This window comes from Citrobacter sp. wls714 (assembly GCF_005281025.1).
GTDB classification, from domain to species: domain Bacteria; phylum Pseudomonadota; class Gammaproteobacteria; order Enterobacterales; family Enterobacteriaceae; genus Citrobacter; species Citrobacter werkmanii.
Map to the genome: position 1 here is coordinate 1 of NZ_SZWZ01000088.1, position 19,603 is coordinate 19,603.

The window sequence follows — 19,603 nt, forward strand, 5'->3', positions numbered from 1 at the left end:
AAGTGTCTAGATTATCTGTGGCGATTCACTACACCCTTTTTTAGATTCATAGATACTTGCATCAGATCACGGACATATAATCAAGAAGGTGATAGTGAATAAAAATTTCATGCATATTAAATTAAAAACACTCCTATCTCCCAAAAGTATATTTCAAGGTTTCCATTAACATTCCCGCCTGCCACTTTACGTACACTCATCCTTCCACGCATACACAAAACACTGCAACTAATAAACAACTACATTAAGGTATCAAATACAGATTACATCGGCGAAAACAAGAACTGTAACCCTACCTACATCACAAGTAAAGACGGCAGCATACTTGTGATTTATCGGCATTTCTGGCATGATCTTTAGTGTGTTTAATACAGATTAATCAGTTGAATCAACATTCTAATTGTACACACTGGAAAAATGTCAGACGCTGAGATACATTCACGGAATGTATGTTTTATGTGGAGATATCCTCCCATGTTTCATGGTAAGGCCTACGAATTCGAAAATGTCGATTATTTTTGAAAAAGATGTGTTTCAGCAGCAAGGCCAACATAAAGTGATACGAAAACACAAAATTGCATAAGCTGTCAGTGCGGGATACCTACGAACACATAATAACGCATTGCAATTAATTTATTGCTTATTATTTAAATACTCTTTGAATAGCTCTTTTGACATCTTATAACTAATACAATAATCAGTAATGTCGGACAAAATCATTACTAATTCTAAATTTTTAGTTGATACAGCTTGCTTGTCGTTACTTAATTATTTTTAAGGAAAAAGATTGTGAATACATTTAACCGAACTACCACATGCATCGTGATTTCCGCAGCATTGTTACTTGGAGGCTGTGCCAATACCGGAAGCTCTCTCCTGTCTGGGACAAAGCCGGATCCTCGCCTTACCACCACAGAACAATCACAGTTCTTTAGCGCTTCTGGTGCACAAGGTTGTGGCGTAGGCGCCGTATCCGGCGCAGCTCTCGGCGCGTTAGTAGGGGCGCTAGCAGGTGACTCGAAGAAAGCGCTTGCCGGCGCTGCAATTGGTGGCGCAGCTGGCTGTGCTGCAGGTATGACCGCTAACTACTATCTTGATGGCCTGAAAAAAGATTATGCCTCTACAGCCGATCGTCTGCAGGCTATGGATAATGACATCAGCAAAGATACCGCAGCGGTTGAAAAATCGACGCTGGCGATGAAACAAGTTATTAGCGAAAACCAGGCCACCTTAACCAAAATCAGCATCCAAAAAGATAAAGCTGGATTTGATAAAGTCGGTGCGAAAACCCAGCTGGCGCAAATTGATGCCAACATCAGCAAGATGAAAGAGACCATGAAAGGCATGAAGGATAAAGAATCTGCCTATAAGGTCGCTTTACAAGGTCAAACGACCACCACAAGTGCAGAGAAAAGCAAGCTGGCAAATTTGAACAAAGAATATGCCAATCTCAATAGCAAGATTGCTGCTCTGGAACAAGAAACCAACGAGCTGTATGAACAGCGCCAGGCGATCTCCCTTGGTTAACCCTTTCGGCCGATAGCATTATCGGCCGGTTTAAGACTGCTTAAAGCAGCGTTATTCGACGCTAATGATGGATTATTTGATGAGAAAATACGCACTTCTTGCCGCCCTTGTCCTTACGGGCTGTACTACGTCCCCCCAGGACTGTGATTTACACGCACAAGATCCAAGCTTTATTACCAAACTGAGCTGCGCCACGTCGGGTGGTTATCGTCAGCAGGTTGATCAAAAAGAACAGCAGGTTCGCCTGAGCCAATATCAAAATGAATCGGCCAGGCAACAGCAGGATTATACCCAAAACAGACAGCAGACCTTAAATCAAAAGCTGGCAGATGAACAAGCAAGGCTAAATGCCGTGCGTTCGGATCTGTCGCAGACTCTCGCAAAACTGAAATCAAGCAAGATTCAAAGCCGCGAACGCCAGCAGGAAATTGCCAAATTGCAGGAGCTGCAGCGCCAGTCACAAACGGCAACGAGCGCCAGCGAAATTTCAGCGATTGAGAAAAAGGTCGCCGAAGCCAAGCACAAAATTAAAGTTCTCGAAGAAGCAAATACGCTCCGCTAAAAGCGCAGAAAACGTTCCGGCTGTCTGAGATGCGATGATACACATCTCATGCATATCACCCACAACAATAATGATTTGCTTATGCAACGATTAACAACTGCCGCGCCGATTGATGAAGCAACGCTGACAACCTATGAAGAGACGGTCGGTATCATACATCGTCATCTTCCTCCTTCACTGGCGCTGCTGTATGCCACCGCGCGTCGCAATGCCGAAGGACGCCTGGAGTGGTGGACAGCACGTCAGGGGCTGGCTAAACCTTTTTCCGCACTGAATGACGCCGAACGGCTGACTGTTGAGAATAAACGTCAGCAATATCAGGACATTCTGGCGGGGTTAATCAGCCAGCTGGCCGCGCGCGGCGAAGATAAGTCAGCACATGCGTTGCAAACGCTGCTCACCCAATCACACCACCTCGACGGCTATAGCGTCGGCGGCGAACCGGTGTTGGTCAATTGGGCCACAGCCAGCACAGCGGCACCCCTCCATACAGTAGTGGTTATCCCCTGGTGGCGCGGTTTTCTTCCTTGGCTGGCATTATTGCTACTGCTGCTCCTGCTCGTCGGTGTCTGGTGGTGGTTTACACATCGCCCGGCCGTGAAGCTCCCCGTTGTTACACCAACCCATACCGAATTAACTGACACCAATCCCAGCGTGAAGCTTGAGAAACGTCAGGATTTTGGCCGGATAAAAATCAATCTGCAGTGGAAGCAGGGGGACCACAAAGAGCCTGTCGATCTCGATATTGCCGCCTTTGTGCGCTTAAAAAACGGTGAAATCAGCGGCGCTGAGGCGCTGAGTCATTTGCCCGGCAACTATGACCAGCCACCGTATCTGCTGCTGCAGGAAGATCTGCGTGAAGGCAATGACGTGGATGGCGAATGGCTTTTCGTCAACGGCAGCCACTGGCAGGACATTGATGAGGTGCTGATTTATAGCTTCATTTACGCTGGCACCGATAACTGGCAAGGGACAAACGCCTCCGTCACCCTCTATGTCCCCGAACAGCAGCCGATTACATCCATGCTCACGGATAGCGACCAGCGTAATAATGTCGCCGCCATCGCCAGGCTCAAAAATGTCGATGGCAATATTCAGGTTGAACGCCTTGACCGTTTCTTCCCCGACCGCGAGTCGATGGATAAGCACTATGGCTGGGGTTTCAAATGGACGCCCGGCGCGACCAAAAATTAGCCTGTACCACTGTGGCTTTAGTCAAATTACAGCCTTTAAGGGTTAGATAATGCGAAATTCGATTCAGGGACCACTACTTCGTACCGGAAATAACTCTTCATTCAAGGCGCTGGGTGAAACGGGCTATCCTGTTTTCAAGATGGCCTTCCAGCTACGCGAAGCCATCTATCGTCTTGATGCAGGGCGCGATCTGGCCCGTCATCTGGCTATCCCGCAAAACGATCAGGGCGGTGACAGAACCGACTGGTACAGCAGTTTTCCCGGCGATGTTATCCCGTGGAGCGGCGCAAGCGAAGCGGAGCGAGAATCGGCGCGCCAGCAATTTAATGCGTTTCAAATGGCAGTGCAGTCACTAAGCGAACAGCTGCTCAACGCGGAGCAAAGCGGAACCGGCGGCGATCGTCGGGTCTTTGCCCAGTTGCTTAAATCTGTGACCCATTTCCCCGATTATGAGTTTGTCTATCTCGTTAATGGAACGCTGGTGATCACCTTTTGGGGGTTTGTCCACCCGGAAGGGGAACAACGTCACCCGATGCATTGGCTGAGTTCATCGTCCGTTCCCGCCGCCGCCCTCGCGGCCGTTCCGCCGCAGGCCAGCGCCACGGAAAAAACCGTCGAACCCGCTCCCGCGCCCTTTGTTGATATTCGAACGCGCCGCTGGCGCTGGCGTTGGTTGCTATGGCTACTTTTGGCGTTACTGCTGCTGGCGCTGCTGTTAGGGCTGCTCCGCGGCTGCGCTCCTTCTCTTTCCCTGCCGGGCCTCCCTGGTCTTTCTGCGGATAAAACCACGGTCACCGCTGAACCTGTGGCTACGCACCCGGCCACCAGCACCCATGACGTGGCGATCAGGGGGTCAGAAACCGCCGTTGGCGCTCGCGCCGTACCCGGCATTGTGGAAGGGTCAACCGCGGACGCGCATCCTGCGCTGGATTCAACGGTGCCCGCGATGCCTGCCGACACATCTGACAGAGCGGTAGACGGCGATGCGCCGCCGCCGGCTAACGCAAATGAAGCCAGCGTAGAACCGCCACTGCCGCCCGGCGTACAGGATACCCACGACGAGCAGACGCCTCCGGGCGTGACTCCGGTAACCGCCCCGCCGCTCGTTGCGCCGCAGGGCGAACCGTTAACCCTCCCGGCCACGCTGCCGGACGGCCCGGCGAAGTTTCTTAACGGCGAATGGCGCGTGAATGGCGGTATTCAGGACAAGCACACCGGACGCCCGCTCCAGCTGCAATATAATTTTGACCAGGGCAACGGCACCGTCAGCGTCCGCCAGTCCAGCGGCGTAACGTGCCGTGGCCCAGCCAACGGTAACGTGCAGCAGGGGGCGCTCAACATTACCAACCCTGAGCAAATGACCTGCAGCGATGGCTCAAACTTTATTGTGCCGACCATCGAGTGCAAATCACCTTCCGCGGGTCATGCCGACTGTATTGGCAGCAACGATGGGGAAAAAACCTTCCCGATTCGTATGCTTCAACCTAATTCCTGAACAGGGACGAGATAACTATGTTGCCCGAGATTGTATCTTTTGATCGTCAAGTAACCCTGGTAGGCGACTCCGGGATCCAGTTTATGGATTTTGGTTTGTCTCCAGGACGTTTGCCCGCCGGTGAATTTGTTAAATTAGCCAATGGCGTATTGACCCGTTTAATCTACAACGAACAGCGTGATTACTATTTTTATCAGCCCAGCCCGGCAAATATCGAGAAGGCTAAAAGCCAGTACGATATTCCCGTTGAGCAGAGTCTTAAGCTGTTTGACGGGACATGGTTGCCGCTTCCCCTACTCCGTTTCAGCCCGCCTGACGTCTATCAGGAAGGGCCGCTAAACTGGGCGCGTTTTCGTATCGTCAAGCTGGACAAGCCTGATATGGATGGGCATAGCCATCGAATGACGTTGGCTATCGATACTCGCGTAATGGCCAAACAGCAGGCCGCCGCCGACCTCAGCCCGAACCAGGAAGATGTCAATGCCGGGGCAACCTTTGCGGTGGCGACAGCTACTTATGCCCTTAACTGGTATCTCACGCAAGAGTGGATTGTCGACTGGCTGAAAGAGGTATTTAAAGAGGCGAGCAAAGGCCGGGATATCGACGAACGCGAGCAGGAGCTTAACCAGCAGTATCCGCTGGCGCACTACCTTAACCTTCTTTCACTGATGGCGATTCCCGTCGAAGGTTTGCAAAGTCAGACCGCCCCCATCATTGAATTGCCGCAGTTCAGGGTCATCGCCAATCGGGAAACTAACGCTATCAAGCCTATTCCCGTTGATTTGATCCTCGATGTCGGTAACTCACGCACCTGCGGTATTCTCATTGAAGATCATGGGCAATCAGGTTCAGGTATGCAGCACAACTATGTGCTCAAATTGCGCGATCTTAGCGCGCCGGAACATGTTTATACCGAACCCTTTGAAAGCCGGGTCGAATTTTCACAGGCCTTCTTCGGCAAAGATCACTGCTCGGTGCGTAGCGGCCGCCACGATGCCTTCCAGTGGCCGACGATCGCTCGTATCGGCGGAGAAGCGGGTCGTTTAGCGGCGCGCCGAAAAGGCAGCGAAGGTTCAACCGGCCTCTCCAGCCCTAAACGTTATCTTTGGGATGAAAAATATTACGGTCAGGGCTGGCGATTTAACGGTAGCTACGTGCAGGACAGTAATCCACTCGCCACCGCTGCGCCGTTCGCGAATCTGATCGATGAACGGGGCGAGGCGTTACACACCATCGAAGATGAGATGGATCGCATCCCGGTCTTTACGCCACGCTATTCTCGCAGTTCTCTGATGACCTTTATGCTCGCGGAAGTATTAACCCAGGCGATTAGTCAGATTAATAGCCCGGAACAGCGCATACGTCAGGGACACGCAGGTATTCCGCGTCAGCTACGCCATATTATTCTGACCGTGCCGCCCGGTATGCCGATGGCTGAACGTTGCGTACTGGATGACCGTATGCGTCAGGCGGTCGGTTTAGTCTGGAAAGCGCTACGCTGGCACAACGGCGAAAACGATCCTTATGAGGATGAGCAAGAAGATCATAGTCAGACAAACATTAAAATTCCGCTGCCAAAAATCAGGGTCGAGTGGGATGAAGCGTCCTGCGCGCAGTTGGTTTATCTCTACACCGAGATAAACCAAAACTTTGCCGGTCACCCGGAGTCGTTTTTCGACGCCCTTAGCCGACCCGACAGCACGCAACGTGAAAGAATATCCATCGCATCTATCGATATCGGCGGCGGCACCACCGATCTGGTCATCACCGATTATCATCTCGATCGCAATGGTCATAGTGGGGGCGGCGCTAACGTCCATATCATCCCGCAGCAGCGTTTTCGCGACAGTTTTAAAATTGCCGGCGACGATATTCTGCTAGATGTCATCCAGTCCTATGTGCTTCCAGCCTTTGAGCAGGCGCTGCGTGAAACGGGGGTCATATCCGTTGAGACGCTGATGTCTCAACTGTGCGGCTCGCAAAATATTAGCGCGGCGGAATCCGTGCTGCGCCAGCAGCTCACCCTGCAACTCTTCGTTCCCCTCGCGTTGCACATTCTGGGTAAATACGAGCAATTCGATCCGCTGGACGAGCAAACGCATATCGTGATTAACCAACGTGTCGGCGATCTACTGCCGGTAGGTTCTCTGCGTGATGAAGTCGAGGGCTTTGTTCGCCGCGAAGTACAAAAAGCTGGTGGCCCGACCGATTTCAAACTGGCGGAGGTAATGCTCACTCTGCCGCTCGCCAGAGTGCATAACGATTTGTGCTCGGGTAAGTTCAACATTGATAAAGTGCTAACCGCGCTGTGCGAAGTGCTGAGCTATTATCATTGCGACCTGCTACTGCTGACGGGCCGCCCTTCGCAGCTGCCGGGCATTCAGGCAATTATCCGTCGCAACCTGCCGTTGCCGCCGGGGCGTATTTTACCGCTGCACGGTTATCAGACCGGCACCTGGTATCCGTTCCATAAAAATGGCCATATCGACGATCCGAAGAGCACCGCCTCCGTTGGCGCGATGCTCACACAGCTGTGCGCAAATCACAGCATTCCTAACTTCCATTTCCGTACCTCGGCGCTGAAGCCTTACTCAACGATTCGCCATATTGGCACCATTGATATGGATAACCTGATTCGCAGTGCCGATATCGTTTATCGCCATATCGAATCGGAGAACGGGCAGATAAAACTGCCGACATTCACCGACGAAAATGGCGAGAACACCACGCAAAGTATCATCATGCGTGGCGATTTGCGGCTGGGTTATCGTCAACTGGATGCCGAACGTTGGGCCGCCGCACCGCTTTATACCTTACGTTTTAGCGAAGAAGGCCGTAAGAAGTTTTCCGCCGCCTTCTCCGTGGATAACGGTTCACCGTACCTGAAAGTGAGACTGGCTATCGACAAAGGCAAACGGGCGCGCCAACTGGGCTTAATCAGCGATCGGTTGATGATTGCGGATATCACCAGCAACACCGATAAGTCATTCAGCAAGCGTGATGTAGATCTGGAACTCAATACTATGCCCGATACGGGGCTCATTGATAGCCGACACTGGCTCGATAGCGGGAGTGTTAAAAAATAATGAATAGCGATCAAAAATCTCTCACTCAGGGTTGGGCAGCTATCGCTCAGGGCTGTCAGGACGCACTTGGCTGGGTTGATGCAGTGCGTTCCGGTTCACGTCGCCTCGACAACGAGGCGGATAAACTCAACCTTAGCTTGCTCCGCACGCGTAACCAGGCCAATAGCCTGACGTTGGTCGCCAGAACGCCAATGACCGTCGGTTTTTTTGGCATTTCTCAGGCCGGGAAATCCTATCTCATCTCCGCGCTGGCAGCGGGCAGCAATGGTTCACTGGAAGCCCTTTATGGCGAACGGCGCGTCGACTTTATCAAAGAAGTGAATCCCGTCGGCGGCGGTAAAGAGGCCACCGGCCTGGTCACCCGCTTCACCCGCCAGGCCCCCGCTGCGCCTGCGGGCTATCCTGTACCTCTGCGCCTGTTCAGTGAAATCGATCTGGCCAAAATTCTGGCAAACGCCTGGTTTAATGATTTCAACCACGAGCAGCTGAGCTTTCAACTTGATGAAGCCAGGGTTGAAGAGCGACTGCGCCCCTTCCTACAACGCGCCACACAAGCAAAAAGCTATAACGGCGTGAGCCAGGAAGATGTGGTTGCCTTATGGGATTACCTGAACGCCTCGTTCAGAAAATCGGTTGAAAAACTTGAACACGCCTATTGGCCGCAGGTGTTGAAAATTGCCCCTGCGCTGAGTCCTGGTGAACGCGCAGAGCTATTTTCTTTATTGTGGGGAGAACTGCCGGCCCTCACCGAGACCTATCGTTCATTAGCCAATGTGCTGACCAAACTCAATCATGCCCGGACGGTGTTCGCCCCGCTGGAGACGCTGATCGATCACAGTAATGGCAGCATTATGAACGTCGACAGCCTTAACCGGCTAGGCTCCAGCCAGGATCGCCACGTGGAGATCCGCTACTGGAAAGAGGAACAGCAAATCGGCAGCGCCAGCTTAACCCAGGCGGAACTGGCAGCGTTAACCACCGAGCTTATCTTCCCGTTAGCGGAAGTCGAGGCCGACAGCGTCGTGGAGCAGGTCGATCTGCTTGACTTCCCTGGGTATCGCGGGCGTCTTAAAATTACCGCACTGGAAGAGGCCGGTAGAGAGGGGCTTAATCCCATTTGCCAGCTTCTGCTGCGCGGTAAAGTCGCCTATCTGTTTGAACGTTACACCGATAATCAAGAGATGAACGCGCTGGTCGTGTGCGCCAGCTCCGCCAAACAGAGCGATGTTGCTGACGTCGGTCCGGTATTAAACCGCTGGGTAGAAAAAACGCAGGGTAAAAGCGCCGAAGAACGTCAGGGCCGTAACCCTGGGCTGTTCTGGGCCATCACCATGTGCGATATGCGCATCAACAGCAGTCTGCAACTCACCACCGAACAGTTAAAAGAAGGCTGGGAAGGTATGCTGCACATGACCTTGCTGGAGCGTTTCGCCCAATATGATTGGCTGCAGCAATGGGCGCCCGGCCAGGCGTTTAATAACTGTTTCCTGGTGCGAAAACCGGGGCTGGATAATCCGTTCATCGACCTAAAAGACGGTACAGAACAGGAGCGAAACAAGGAAGCGTGCATCACCGAGCGCTATCGCCAGAAGCTCGACGAAATGGGCAGCACCTTCATTAGCGCTAAAAACGTGCTGCAACACGTCACCGAGCCGAGCAAAGCCTGGCACGCGATGCTCGAGCTCAACGATGGCGGCATGGGACGCTTAACCAAAGCGCTGCGCGGCGTCGCGCATCTGGAATTCAAGCTGGCACGTTTGCAGCAACAACTTGAGCAGTGTCGCGAGGAGACCGGCAATCGCCGCCTGGGCCGCTGGTACGAAAAAGACGGCGACGGGCAGCTCGTGAAAAAACAGGCCATCGCGAAAGAGCTATGGCAGGGGCTGTCCGCCTGCTCCCACAGTATGGGAGAGCTAATTAATCGTCTGGATCTGCCGACGCAGGAGCTTAATAACATCTATTTAAGCATTCGCGACCGCAACCCGGAACCGTCAAGCGATGGCGACAGCCTGGCGGCAAACGCGTTTGCCGCCAGGCCATTTGGCAACAACCCCTTCGGTGATAACCCGTTTGGCAGCGATCCATTCGCCGCCGCACCGGCTGAAATCGCCGTGGTTGACGCGCCAGCGTCAACTGCCCAGGAAAGAGTCGGCCAGGACGATGATTTCGCCCATCAGGCGTTTAAAGCCTGGGTCGCGCATCTGCGTGAACTGCCGCAGCAAGCGCCGCAGTGGCGTCAGTTGGGGATGAACAGCGAACTGATTAATCATCTCAGCGAAGAATTGATCACCGCAGCCACGCGCCTCGATCTGGAAGGCACGCTGAAACGCGCGCTGGCGGGTCAGGAGCAAGCGGGTACGCGGCGTGAACATCTTATGGCACGCCAGGTTCTGCGAGCCCAACTGACTATGCGTGATTTTATCGCCTGGTTTGGTTATCTCACTCTACCGCCTGAAAAGGTGCCCAACAGCTACGTTGGCGAGAAAAATAAAGTCTTCCTGCGCCAGAAACCGCTGATGAACGACGAGCTGCCGCAGCTCGCCGCCGTTGCGCCGCAGCCGGGTGTCTCTTATCTGGGAGACTGGCTATCCGCCCTGATGAGCGTCGTACTTGATAACGCTGGTCATAGCGCCACGCGCGATATTTCCGTCGAACATAATCGCCAACTTGGTCAGATTATCAGCCAATTAAAACAAGAGAACATGCCATGCTAGCTAAAATCATCGCCTGCCAACCGGCAGAGCCGGGTACCGCACAATTGATGGTTCGCCTGCGTGGCGAAACTGCGGTGCTGCCCGATCTGACCTTTACGCTTTGTAATAACGAGCAGAACTATCTGCAGCCCGATGGCAGCTGGAGCCCTGCACAGCACTGGTTTACTGTCAACGGCGGTTACTCCCTGGCCAACGGCAGCGGCTTTCGTATCGGCCCTACTTTACTTGACCCTTTGCTGGCAAACGCAAGCCAGGTCCAGATTCAGATCAAGCTGGCTTCAGGAGAAGTGCGCAATACCACCCTCCAATTGGTGCGTGATGAGTTGCTCTCTTCTGAAGCCAGGGGCGCGACGGGTAATTACAGCAGCAGCAGTATGCTGGCAACCCCAGAAACCGACTCCGCACCAGTGGCCATCGTAGAAGCGCCCGTCGCAGAATCTGAAACCATTGCGCCGACCATTCATGCCGAGCCGCAGCCGCAACAAAAACCTGCGGCTTCCCGCCTCCCGCTCATCATCGCCGCCATCCTGCTTTTAGTGGTGATTGCTGGCGCGCTTTGGTGGTTCATGGGCCGGGACAAAGGTCAGGAGGTGGTCCCGGCGGTACAAGCTCAGCAAGCCCCCGCCGCCGCCGCCCCTGAAGCGACGAACACCGAGCCTAAAGCCCCGGCTGGCTGTTCCGCACAGAGTTTAGACACGCTGAGCGAGCTTGAATTCGTGCAGACGTGCGTTCAGGAAAAACTCGATAGCGATAAACTGCTGGCCATTATCCAGTCAGCGAAAGAGGCGAAGAAATGCGGCGTCGCCCAGCGCCTGTACGCAAATCGCGCGCAGGGCGGCGATACCAAAATCGCCCTGATTTACGCCGGTGAGTACGATCCGAAATACCATCAGGCAAGCGAATGTTTCAAAGAGGCGGATAAAGATACCGCGGCCTATTGGTACGAAACGGTACTACAATCAGAACCCGAGAACCAAACGGCTAAGCAGCACCTTGAGGAGCTAGCAAAATGACCCGGACTTTTTTTTGCCGTCTGGCGCTGCCATTATGCGGCCTGTTGTTCAGCGGGCACCTCTTTGCCGCCGAGGGCGATAAACCGCTGCTTCAGGAAGGGAAGAAAACGCTATACCAGCGCATCCTGACGACGCCAGGCTGTAAGCTTAGCGACAACGCCGGGGATGAAAATGGGCAGCTTCAGCCTGCCTTTAGCAGCCTTTATGTTTATCAAAAGGAAGAGGCTAAGGGGCAAAGCTGGCTTAAAGTCGGGCCGGATAGCTATGGCAAAACCCTTGGCTGGTTGCCGAAATCCTGTACCGTAGACTGGAAAATGCAGCTGACGCTGGCGTTTACCAACCCGGCCAACCGCGATCGGTTACTCTTTTTCAAAGAGAAAGAAAGTCTGGATAATATTCTTTCTGCCCCCGATCCTGTCTCTCTGGTGGCGCCGCTGCGCGCCAAATTGAAGCGTGACGGCCACGCTGAAGGTATTCAGGCCCAGGAGCCGGAATATTTTGTCGATCTGCAAAAGCAATTTTATCTGCTGCCAATCCTGAGCGGCGAAGAGGTCATGACCGAAGATGGCTTCTATACGCGCCTGCTCAACGTGGCCTCCGTCAGCAAGGCGGATGATAACGCAGCGGCAAAACAAGATAACGACGTAAACCAGTTGAAAGGCTTTAACGCTTCGGTGGTGTTCGTTATCGATTCAACCATTTCAATGGGGCCGTATATTGAGCGCACTAAAGAGGCGGTCAATAAGATCTACGACAAAATTAAACAAGAGCATCTGGATGGGCAGGTCAAGTTTGGTTTGGTCTCTTATCGTTCAAATACCAAAGCCGTACCGGGACTTGAATATAACACCCGCATTTTCGCCGACCCTAACCAGGTCAAGGACGGCGCGGATTTTCTGCAGAAAGTCGCCGATCTTAAAGAAGCGAAGGTCTCAAGCTCTTTATACGACGAGGATGCCTATTCCGGCGTGTTATCAGCTATTGATGACATTGACTGGAGTCCATTCGGCGCCCGCTATATGGTGCTGATTACCGATGCTGGCGCGATTGAGGGCAGCAATAAACTTTCAGGAACCGGCCTTGATGCCAGCCAGCTCCGTCTGGAAGCCGGTAACCGCGGCATTGCTATTTATACGTTGCACCTGAAAACCGCCAGCGGCAAAGCAAACCATACCAAAGCCGAGGGCCAGTACCGCGATCTCTCCAATTTTGATAGCACGCAATCTAACCTTTATCAGGCGGTGAATGCAGGCGATATCAAAATGTTCGGTCAGCAGGTTGATGCCCTGGCGTCAGCCATTACGGAACAGGTGAAAGCCGCCTATATGGGGGATGCCGCCATTGGCAGCGCGCTGTATGCCAAAGATGAGGGGCAAAAGCTCACGGCGGAGCAGAAATTGCTCCAGGATACGGCGTTAATCGGGCATGCGATGCAGTTAGCCTATTTGGGCAAACGCAACAGCACCCAAGCCCCGCTGGTGTTCCAGGCCTGGATTAGCGATCGCGATCTGATTAAGCAGAACATCCCCACAACAGATGTTCGCGTGCTCTTAACCAAGGGACAGCTGAGCGATTTAAGCGATGCCGTCAGCCAGATTCTGAAAGCCGCTAATGAAGGGATGATCTCGCCCACTAAGATGTTTGAACAACTGCGCACCGTTGCGGCAACAATGGGGACCGATCCTAACCAGTTGAAACAGCAAGACAGCGCGAGCATCGGCGATCTTGGCGTGCTGGGCGAGTATCTGGCCGATCTTCCCTACAAAAGCGATGTGCTGAATCTCGATGAAGAAACGTGGAAAAGCTGGGATGGGCTGTCACAGGAGAAATTTATCCGCACACTGTCATCCAAGCTGCGTCACTATCAAAAATATAATGCAGATGTCGACCGCTGGGTCGAGCTGGCGCAAGGTAGCGATCCGCGCGATCGCGTGTATCCCATCCCACTGGAAATGATGCCCTGATGCTGCACATTGAAGACTTGTGCGTGGTTCGTGGTCAGGATCATCAGGCTCACCGTGTTTACCTGCCGCAGCTTTCGCTGCGGCCAGGCGAGGTGGTGGCGGTAACGGGTGAAAGCGGCTGCGGTAAAAGCACGCTTCTGGAAGCCATTGGTTTAGTGTTGCATCCCAGCAAAATTGGGCGTTTCACGCTCAGCAAAGGGACACAGCAGCAGGATATTGCCGCGTTGCTTCTGGGCGAGCGACATAATACACTCGCTGCGATTCGGGCACGCGAACTTGGCTTTGTATTACAAAACGGTGGCCTCCTTCCCTACCTGAACGTCAAAGATAATATTCTCTTGCCGTGCCAGCTGCTGGGAGCCCCCCCTGACAGCACCATGCTGGATAGGGTCATCGACACGCTAAAACTGTCGCCACTATTGGCAAAATATCCTACCCAGCTCTCCTTTGGCGAACGGCAGCGCACCGCTTTTGCGCGCGCGATATTACATCGCCCGGCGCTGGTACTGGCAGATGAACCGACGGCGGCGCTCGATCCCTACAATGCCCAGAAACTATTTAGCCTGTTTATCGAACTAGTCCGTCAGGAAGACATGATGGCGCTGGTCGTTTGCCATGACTGGCCTCTGGTCAAACACTTCAATTTACCCTGTTTAGCTGCGCAGCCAGAATCGCTGACGGCGTCATCACAGAGCGAACGGGGAGGTACTTACTTTGTCCTTTAATCGTGCAAGACTGCTCGGTCGCCTTGCAATGCAAGACCTGTGGCACGATCGCATCATCTCTTTTTGCATCGTCTCCTCTCTTGTTGCGGTCATCGCCCCTTTACTGCTCCTTTTTGGCCTGCGCTTTGGCATTGTGAACCAGTTACAAAACGATCTGGCCAACGATCCCCGCAATCTGGAGATCCGCATGTTGAGCAGCGGAAGCTACGATCAGCACTGGATCACGCAGCTACGGCAGCGGCCTGATGTCGGCTTCGCCATCGGGCAAACGCGCTCGCTCAATACGCTGACTGACTTGCAGACGGACAGCACACATTTTATTGAAAATGCGGAAGTCATTCCGACAGAGGCTGGCGATCCTTTGCTCGGCACGCAGGTGCTCCATCATGACCATGAAGTTGTTATTACTCAGGAAGCGGCACGCAAGCTGGCGGTGAAAACCGGTGATACGCTCACGCTACGCGTGAGTCGTATGCTCGATGAACGCCGCGAATGGGGACGTAAGCGCGTGACCGTGGTGGGGATTTTGCCAGCCACCTATTTTAATCGCCCCGCTATCTTTACCCGCCCCGCGTTATTAATGGCTCTTGAACATTTTCGCGATGGCTATGCGGTAACAGCGTTAGGGGTCGCCAGCGGCGCTCAGCTTAACGGTAACGCGCCGCGCTACGCCCGCGCAAGGTTGTACGCACGCGATATTGACCATGTCGCCAGCCTTGAACGCGATTTGCGCGCCCAACGCATCGAAACCACCAGTCGGCTGGCGGATATTGAGAATGTAAAAAGCATTAACCGAGTGTTGGGCATCATCTTTAACACGATCGCCATCACCGCGCTCATTGGCTGTATCGCCTCGTTAATCGGCTCGTTTATCGCCAATGTCGATCGTAAACGTAAGCATATTGCTGTACTTCGTCTGCTGGGCTTCACGCGACCAGCCGTAGGCGTTTACGTCATTAGTCAGGGCGCTTTGCTCAGCCTGATGGCCTATATCGGCGGTTTTGGCATCTATTTTTTAGCCAGCCAGATATTTAACCGGGCGCTGTCCACAAGCCAGGCCACCGGTCAGATGATTTGCAAGATAACGCCCTTACACGGCCTTATCGCACTCTTACTGACGCTGGTTGTGGCCACGCTGGTTGCCGGTATCGGTGCCTGGCGCGCGATCCATATTGAACCTGCGCAGAGCCTGCGCGAGGCATAACCCTTATTTTTTTAATTTGCCCTAAGCATCTATTTTAGCGGAGATCGTTCATGGCCTTTACTCCTTCCACATTATCGCGCTGCCTGGCGCTAGCCCTGCTGGTGAAGATCTCCCCCGCGCTGGCAGAACCGTGGGCAGAGAAAACCTATAATCCGAAGCCGGATAGCGATGACGTGATTTTGCCTATGCCCTGCGAAGGTTCGATGGTATTTCGTCGGGTAGAAATTCCAGTAGCCGGTCCTCTGGATGATATTCCCATCACCTTAGGGGAAGATGGCGGTGAATGGGGCTTTGTGGAACACAGTTATCCCACGTTTATCGCCGGTAGCTTTACTGAAACGCCCCAAAATAAAGGCCGTTATTATTTAATGGCGAAATATGAGCTGACGGCATTGCAATATCAGGCATTAACTTCCGATACTTGCCCGACACCATCGCGTAAACTTAGCCTCCCTCAAACCAGCATCAGTTGGTTTGAGGCCGTTAATTTCTCCGATAAATATAACCAGTGGTTACGCGCAAACGCGCTCGACAAGCTGCCGAAAGAAGATAACAATCCAGGTTTTTTACGACTGCCCACCGAAGTAGAGTGGGAGTTTGCCGCGCGCGGCGGTCTGAAAGTGGATACCGCACAGTTTCGTGATTCCCGTTATCCGATGGACGACATCAAAAATTATGAGTGGTATTCCGGTTCGCAGTCCTCAAACGGGAAACTTCAGCTCATCGGTCTGTTAAATCCTAACCCGCTCGGCCTGTACGATATGTTAGGCAACGTCTCTGAGATGATGTTTACCCCCTTCTACCTCAATAAAATTAATCGATTGCATGGCCAGGCTGGCGGTTTTGTGGTGCGTGGCGGCAGCGTGATGTCCAGTGAGTCGGATATCCGCAGCGCTAGCCGTAAAGAAATTAACTATTACGATAATGCCCAGCCTTTTACCAGTAAAACAATGGGCCTGCGGTTGGTGCTGGTTTCCCAGGCAATTACCTCAACGGACCGGGTCAAACTTCTTGAGAAAAACTGGTCGACTCTCGGTGATGATAAAACGGGTGCAGAGAGCAGCAAATCCGGGTCCAATGATACGGCGAAAGCGTTAGGTAGCCTGGCTTCTGGCGTTGAAGACGGCGAGCTGAAGAAAAAGCTGAAAGATCTGGAAAACCAACTTCGTGCCAGCAACCAGCAGCAGCAAGAAGAAAGAGCACAGTCTATCCGCGCCAGCCTGAATCTGGGCTCTTTTCTCTGTACCAAATTACAGGACGATGGTCGTTTCCTTGACTTCCTCAATCACAATTATGAGCTGCTGTGCAAAGATAAAGACAGCAGCGATGCCAACTGTGCCATCCGCAAAAATAAGCTGGCGGAACAAACCGATCGTCTACAGCAGCTAACGAGCTACTACGCCAGCAGTCTGGTGGATTCCGGCACCCTGTATGGGCAAGCAGGGCTAAAAGGCGAAGTGAACGTGTTCAATCAGATGCTGACGCTGAATAAACGTCTTTCCGGTCTTAAGCCGTTCCTCGCTGCTCATTGGCAGAATCAGCAAAAATACCTAGCGAACGGCAAAATTGATACAGCTGGCTGGCTGGATACCTGCAAACAAGTAAAGAACGGCCACTAATCTTAAACATGTCAGTTTATAAAGGAGTAAGGAACGTGAAATTAACTCTACGAATTGCGGCGTTGACCATTGTCTGTATGTCACTCAGCCAGACAGCTTTAGCTGCGTCTTACAGTGCGGAGGATCAGGAACAATTAACGCTGGAATGCCTGCTCACCAATAATAAATACGCCAGCGCCTTTATTGCGCAGGATAGCGCGGGATATGCCCTGGGAACCCAGTCTGCTCCGACTGCTGAGCTGAATCTTGTCACTAATCAACCGGGGGTTAACGCCTACTATAATTCTCAGATGATCGCCGGTGGCTCGCTTTACTGGATACGTGTCGTCAAAGGCCCCTATGAATATATTGTTTACGATAAAGAGCAGCACGGCGATATGTCAGGTGTGGTTGTCACAAAAAAAGGGAAAAGAATCTTCCACAAAGATTGCAAGGAACCTATCAAGGTGGGTACACAAAACGATAGCAGCATCTTTAGTCGAGTTGCGCAAGAAGATACAGAAGGCGATCGTATTATCGATTTAATCAACAAAGCATAAACGCTTGTTGCGTTGTAATGGGGATGTATCTCTGTCATCCCCATAGAAGGCAGGTAAAATTACCGACTTTTTTGTACGCTCATTTTTAATGGTTGATAATATTGCGGATCAAACATCGACAGTGGCAGGGCATGGACTGAACCATCCGAAGACGTTTCCTCAACGTGGGTAATCACGATGTTGGCTGTATTTTCAACCGCATCACAGCTGAATTCAGTTGCCGAAAGGGTTGAGCGAGTTGCGCTGCTATCGCCAAACGGCTGAACATCAAGAGTTCCTTTTTCCAGAACGGCTCCCGATTTATCAGTTAATTGCAAGTTGACCATCAGGTTATTGAATGTCCCATCACCGCCGTTATCCAGCCGGAATACCAAAGAACACACGCCCTGCACCCAACTGCTATCCGTATTACGAATACTAATATACCGATGGTCATTCTCCGCACTCACTGCGGGGCCCACCATGCCGCCACAAAGTACAGCCAGCAATAAGCTGCATAATGTTTTCTTAATCATAATATTCTACGCCCTCATTCCTCACGCCGCCTCACCAACTTCTGTTCTCTTCCCCGACAGGCATGTCGGTTTTAGCCTATTTCAGTGCCAACTCAATCTGTTCTATTGCTTTCTAAGTATATTGTAATGAGCTATATGTTTAAAAAATAGTAATACACTAAACAAACTAGCACTTCAATTTAAAAGCGTTACTCACAAAAAAATAGAGCGATAATTAGTTCATTAAAAAATAATAACGCTCCAAAATTAGTAATTTTTATTCTTTCTTGTTGCTTGTAGAAAAAATAGCCTGTTCAATAGGTCCTATGCATAACTCATTGAGATGGATCATTTGAGTATATGAACTGTTTTGCTAACGTCATTAATCGTTATTATGTAAATCAATGTCTTATTTTCCTACGTATATATAATACAAGATATAAGGAAATGGTATTCTATAAAAATATTGGTGCAGAATAATTAATGCGTAGTTGTTGCATGGATGTTTTTAAAAAGTTAACGAATGACTCCGTGAATAACATAACATAATATAAATTAACAAATAGGTATAAAAAGTAATGGCTACTAAAATTCGTATGGAGAATCCACGTACTGGCGAGACAGTAACAGGATTTTATGGTTTTTCCTGGACTACATTGTTTTTCGGAGCGTTTCCAGCTCTTTTCAGAAAGGATTTCATAACCTTCATCGGTACTTTTATCGTGCTGATTATCCTTGCTTTTCTCACCATGGGTATTGGCTCGACGATTGGCATGATTATTTGGGCATTTATGTACAATAAGTACTATACAACTAATCTTATTAAGAAGGGTTTTGCTTTTGCAGGAACCAACACAGAGAATGAACTTGCATCAGGTAAGCTTAATCTCCGCTTAAATGCTGATAACTGCCTCACATACAGAATTGGTAATTAAGCATCTAATTGAGCCACCAATGAGTGGCTCATGTATTCATTATTCTTCAGGTACGAACTCAGTAATGTACTGGCCAACACGATTCTTACTCAATGTGTAAGTAACCATCATTTTATCACCATCAGAAAATTCGCATACCCCATAGCATATGAGTTTATTCTATTTATCTTTTATGGTTATCTACTCATAGATATCAATCATAGCAAAGTCGACATTTTTATCACCGAGCACCTCGTGATATTGTTCTATCAGGATAGCCCTTGTTTTTTTAATAATTACAGTCCTTTTGACCAACGTCGTAATCAGGATCAGTTGCTAGTGTTAAAATGGATGAAAGTAACCATACAGAGATAATTATAAATCTCATGTCATAGTAATCTCTTCGTGACATTCGCTTCATTAGGAGTTGATGAACTCAAAACTGTTATGTGTGGGCTGACCAAACACGGCAGGCTGGCGAAATTCTACTCGCCCATACTAATTTCATCGGCATTGGTCCGCTTTGTGCCCAGGCTGTGTGAAAACTACTGAT

Annotated in this window: 14 protein-coding genes; 13 read left to right on the forward strand and 1 reads right to left on the reverse strand. The window is 51.3% G+C overall.

Going from position 1 to position 19,603, the window contains the following annotated elements; translation table 11 throughout:
• Nucleotides 1-789: 789 nt before the first annotated feature.
• The 12 genes from FDX11_RS17495 (at nucleotide 790) to FDX11_RS17550 (ending at nucleotide 17,642) form a co-directional block, all read left to right on the forward strand.
• Nucleotides 790-1,527, forward strand: coding sequence for a glycine zipper domain-containing protein (locus FDX11_RS17495; RefSeq protein ID WP_040232073.1), 738 nt, complete (start codon nucleotides 790-792; stop codon nucleotides 1,525-1,527).
• Between the two features lie 79 nt (nucleotides 1,528-1,606).
• Nucleotides 1,607-2,089 (forward strand): hypothetical protein, encoded by a 483-nt coding sequence (locus FDX11_RS17500; protein WP_023288353.1) that lies wholly within the window; start codon nucleotides 1,607-1,609, stop codon nucleotides 2,087-2,089.
• Between the two features lie 81 nt (nucleotides 2,090-2,170).
• A complete protein-coding gene (locus FDX11_RS17505) occupies nucleotides 2,171-3,283 on the forward strand; it encodes a tellurite resistance domain protein (RefSeq protein WP_073970863.1) in 1,113 nt (370 codons plus the stop codon).
• A 49-nt stretch (nucleotides 3,284-3,332) separates the two neighbouring features.
• Nucleotides 3,333-4,778, forward strand: coding sequence for an SrfA family protein (locus FDX11_RS17510; protein ID WP_047363971.1), 1,446 nt, complete (start codon nucleotides 3,333-3,335; stop codon nucleotides 4,776-4,778).
• A 17-nt stretch (nucleotides 4,779-4,795) separates the two neighbouring features.
• On the forward strand, nucleotides 4,796-7,864 hold the full coding sequence (locus FDX11_RS17515) for a virulence factor SrfB (RefSeq protein WP_075849349.1): 3,069 nt from the start codon (nucleotides 4,796-4,798) through the stop codon (nucleotides 7,862-7,864).
• Complete coding sequence (locus tag FDX11_RS17520; RefSeq protein WP_075849347.1) at nucleotides 7,864-10,578, forward strand: putative virulence factor; 2,715 nt, start codon at nucleotides 7,864-7,866, stop codon at nucleotides 10,576-10,578. The genes FDX11_RS17515 and FDX11_RS17520 overlap by 1 nt, the downstream gene beginning before the upstream one ends.
• A complete protein-coding gene (locus tag FDX11_RS17525) occupies nucleotides 10,572-11,591 on the forward strand; it encodes a hypothetical protein (protein WP_040232063.1) in 1,020 nt (339 codons plus the stop codon). Before FDX11_RS17520 ends, FDX11_RS17525 begins: the two co-directional genes overlap by 7 nt.
• Complete coding sequence (locus FDX11_RS17530) at nucleotides 11,588-13,555, forward strand: vWA domain-containing protein (RefSeq protein WP_040232062.1); 1,968 nt, start codon at nucleotides 11,588-11,590, stop codon at nucleotides 13,553-13,555. The genes FDX11_RS17525 and FDX11_RS17530 overlap by 4 nt, the downstream gene beginning before the upstream one ends.
• Nucleotides 13,555-14,280: an ABC transporter ATP-binding protein gene (locus FDX11_RS17535; RefSeq protein WP_075849345.1), complete on the forward strand. Its 726-nt coding sequence runs from the start codon at nucleotides 13,555-13,557 to the stop codon at nucleotides 14,278-14,280. The genes FDX11_RS17530 and FDX11_RS17535 overlap by 1 nt, the downstream gene beginning before the upstream one ends.
• Nucleotides 14,270-15,484, forward strand: coding sequence for an ABC transporter permease (locus tag FDX11_RS17540; RefSeq protein ID WP_025999345.1), 1,215 nt, complete (start codon nucleotides 14,270-14,272; stop codon nucleotides 15,482-15,484). Before FDX11_RS17535 ends, FDX11_RS17540 begins: the two co-directional genes overlap by 11 nt.
• A gap of 50 nt (nucleotides 15,485-15,534) precedes the next feature.
• Complete coding sequence (locus FDX11_RS17545) at nucleotides 15,535-17,103, forward strand: SUMF1/EgtB/PvdO family nonheme iron enzyme (protein WP_047660991.1); 1,569 nt, start codon at nucleotides 15,535-15,537, stop codon at nucleotides 17,101-17,103.
• A gap of 35 nt (nucleotides 17,104-17,138) precedes the next feature.
• Complete coding sequence (locus FDX11_RS17550) at nucleotides 17,139-17,642, forward strand: hypothetical protein (protein WP_047660992.1); 504 nt, start codon at nucleotides 17,139-17,141, stop codon at nucleotides 17,640-17,642.
• 59 nt (nucleotides 17,643-17,701) lie between these two features.
• Here FDX11_RS17550 and FDX11_RS17555 read toward each other — a convergent pair whose 3' ends face one another.
• Nucleotides 17,702-18,157 (reverse strand): IrmA family protein, encoded by a 456-nt coding sequence (locus tag FDX11_RS17555; protein ID WP_077249813.1) that lies wholly within the window; start codon nucleotides 18,155-18,157, stop codon nucleotides 17,702-17,704.
• A gap of 557 nt (nucleotides 18,158-18,714) precedes the next feature.
• Between FDX11_RS17555 and FDX11_RS17560 the strand changes: the two genes are divergently transcribed.
• A complete protein-coding gene (locus tag FDX11_RS17560) occupies nucleotides 18,715-19,071 on the forward strand; it encodes a hypothetical protein (RefSeq protein ID WP_137398306.1) in 357 nt (118 codons plus the stop codon).
• Nucleotides 19,072-19,603 lie beyond the last annotated feature (532 nt).

Coding starts and splice junctions, on each gene's coding strand:
- FDX11_RS17535 (WP_075849345.1), top strand. CDS start 13,555: ATGCTGCACATTGAAGACTTGTGCGTGGTTCGTGGTCAGGATCATCAG.
- FDX11_RS17520 (WP_075849347.1), top strand. CDS start 7,864: ATGAATAGCGATCAAAAATCTCTCACTCAGGGTTGGGCAGCTATCGCT.
- FDX11_RS17560 (WP_137398306.1), top strand. CDS start 18,715: ATGGCTACTAAAATTCGTATGGAGAATCCACGTACTGGCGAGACAGTA.
- FDX11_RS17510 (WP_047363971.1), top strand. CDS start 3,333: ATGCGAAATTCGATTCAGGGACCACTACTTCGTACCGGAAATAACTCT.
- FDX11_RS17505 (WP_073970863.1), top strand. CDS start 2,171: ATGCAACGATTAACAACTGCCGCGCCGATTGATGAAGCAACGCTGACA.
- FDX11_RS17500 (WP_023288353.1), top strand. CDS start 1,607: ATGAGAAAATACGCACTTCTTGCCGCCCTTGTCCTTACGGGCTGTACT.
- FDX11_RS17555 (WP_077249813.1), bottom strand. CDS start 18,157: ATGATTAAGAAAACATTATGCAGCTTATTGCTGGCTGTACTTTGTGGC.
- FDX11_RS17515 (WP_075849349.1), top strand. CDS start 4,796: ATGTTGCCCGAGATTGTATCTTTTGATCGTCAAGTAACCCTGGTAGGC.
- FDX11_RS17545 (WP_047660991.1), top strand. CDS start 15,535: ATGGCCTTTACTCCTTCCACATTATCGCGCTGCCTGGCGCTAGCCCTG.
- FDX11_RS17525 (WP_040232063.1), top strand. CDS start 10,572: ATGCTAGCTAAAATCATCGCCTGCCAACCGGCAGAGCCGGGTACCGCA.
- FDX11_RS17530 (WP_040232062.1), top strand. CDS start 11,588: ATGACCCGGACTTTTTTTTGCCGTCTGGCGCTGCCATTATGCGGCCTG.